General features: G+C 76.6%; 1 protein-coding gene. It reads left to right on the top strand.

The window, feature by feature from the left end; genetic code table 11:
* Positions 1 to 459 precede the first annotated feature (459 nt).
* Positions 460 to 2,262 carry a SpoIIE family protein phosphatase gene (locus ACGFX4_RS41310; RefSeq protein WP_393086386.1) on the top strand — a complete coding sequence of 601 codons (1,803 nt, stop codon included), beginning with the start codon at positions 460 to 462 and terminating at the stop codon, positions 2,260 to 2,262.
* The last annotated feature ends 87 nt before the right edge of the window (positions 2,263 to 2,349 follow it).

Below are 2,349 nucleotides of genomic sequence, written 5' to 3'. Positions count from 1 at the left end.
CCCGCCCTGTTTTTTGCATAATCTCACACCCTAACACCGCCCCCCCCCCCCCCCCCGGGCCTTCCCCGCCACCCCCCCCGCCCGGGGGGCCTCCCCCCGGGGGGGGGGGGGGTCCCCCCCCCCCCCGGGGGGGGGCAACGCCCTGACGCTTCCCCGGCGCTGAGGAAGACTCTGCCAGGTCCCGATTGACGTTCGATAAACGTCGCCGTACGCACCGTCACCAAGGACGTCCGCGCAGGTCGGCGCGGTTCCCGGGAGCGCGCGCCATGCGGCGCGAAACGGCTCCGCTCACCACCCCGTCCGCACCCCGCGCTTCCACCGTCCGGCCGGATTGGCCCCATGGGTCACGAGTTGGCCGGAAAGGTGCCCCATCCGGCGGAGATCACGCATATTCTCGAAGGCCGGTACACCCGGCGAAGGGCGATCGACGTCTGACCCGTCTGAAGAACAGGGCAGCCCGTGCGCGACCATCGACAACCCCTCGCGGGCCGGCCGCCGGCCGTCCCGGTCCAGCGGCACCCGCCGTCGCAGGACGGCCCGTCCGACCACCCGCCCGCGTCGGACCGGCCCGCGTCGGACCGGCCCCGGCTGGCGGAGCGGCTCACCTACCTGGACACCGCCGCCCGGCGGATCAACAGCTCGCTCGACCTCGCCACCACCCTGCGCAACCTCGGCCGCGTCCTCGTCCCGGCACTCGCCGACGCCCTGGTCGTCCAGCTGCGCGACCCGCTGCCCAACGTCGAACTCGCCGCCGGCGAACCGGCCGCGCTGCGCGTCCACCACACCCAGGGCACCCGGCTCGGCCGCCGCTCCCGGCTCCGCCCGGTCGACCCCGGCGGGCCGCTCGCCCGCGCCCTGCGGCTGCGCCTGCCCACCGGCCCGGTGGTGCTCGGCCGGCCCGGCGCCGACCCGCACCGCCCGCTCCTCGCCGAACTCCTCGGCGCCCGCGGCCTCGGCCGGCTGCCCGCCGGCACCGCGCTGCTCGCCCTCCCGCTGCACGGGCGGGACACCGCGCTCGGCATGCTGCTGCTGGTCCGCCGCCCCGGCAAGGAGGGCCCGGCCGGCTTCGACGGCGCCGACACCGCCACCGCCGGCCACCTCGCCACCCAGGCCGGGCTGGCCGTCGACACCGCGCTGCGCTACACCCGCGAGTGGGAGATCGCCGACCAGCTCCAGCGCTCCATGCTGCCCGCGCACCTCCCGCAGCCGCACGGCGTGCGCCTGGCGCACCGCTACCTGCCCGGCGAGCGCGGGGCGCAGGTCGGCGGCGACTGGTACGACTCCATCCCGCTGCCCGGCAACCGGGTCGCCCTGATCGTCGGCGACGTGATGGGGCACTCGCTCACCTCCGCCGCCGTGATGGGCCAGCTGCGCACCAGCGCGCAGACCCTCGCCGGGCTCGACCTGCCACCGCACGAGGTCCTCTACCACCTCGACGAGCAGGCCCAACGCCTGGGCCGGGAACAGCACTTGGCGACCTGCGTGTACGCGGTCTACGACCCGATCGGCAACCGGGTGACGGTCGCCAACGCCGGGCACGTCCCGCCCGTGCTGGTCCGCCCCGACGGCGGAGCCGAGCTGCTCGACCTGCCGGCCGGCGCCCCGATCGGCGTCGGCGGCGTCGACTTCGCCTCCGTCGAGCTGCCCGCGCCGCCCGGATCCGCGCTGCTGCTGTTCACCGACGGGCTGGTGGAGACCCGGCGGCGCTCGCTCACCACCGGTCTCGAACTGTTGCGCGCCCGGCTCGCCGGCGCGCACGCGCACTCCCCCGAGCACCTGTGCCAGGAGGCGCTCCGGATCCTGCCGCCCGGCGACCGCGGCGACGACATCGCGCTGCTCGCCGCCGCCTTCGACGGCATCCCCGCCGAGGACGTCGCCTACTGGTACCTCCAGCCCCGGCACGAGACGCCCGGCCGGGCCCGCCGGCTGGCCGCCCACGCGCTGCGCCGCTGGGGGCTGGAACACCTCACCGAGAAGACCGAGTTGATGGTCAGCGAGCTGGTCACCAACGCGATCCAGCACGCCACCCGACCGGTCACCCTGCGGCTGGTGCGCACCTCGCTGCTGCGCTGCGAGGTCGGCGACGACAACGCGGCCCTGCCCCGCCCCCGCCGGGCCGCGCCCGACGACGAGCGCGGCCGCGGCCTGCAGATCGTGGCCCGCTGCGCCGACCGTTGGGGCGCCACCCGGCTGGGCGCCGGCAAGGTGGTGTGGTTCGAGCAGCGCCTGCCGCGGCCGGGCGCGGGGGGCCTGAGCGGCTAGGGTCCGTCTTCAAACCCCCGTCGTCCGCCCGAAGGGCGGGCGGGGCGTCGTTGGGGTGCGTGCATCGGCGGCGCCGACGAGGGAGTC

Origin of the sequence: Kitasatospora sp. NPDC048365 (assembly GCF_043200835.1) — a bacterium.
GTDB classification, from domain to species: Bacteria; Actinomycetota; Actinomycetes; order Streptomycetales; family Streptomycetaceae; genus Kitasatospora; species Kitasatospora terrestris.
This window is presented reverse-complemented; position numbering and strand designations above follow the sequence as displayed.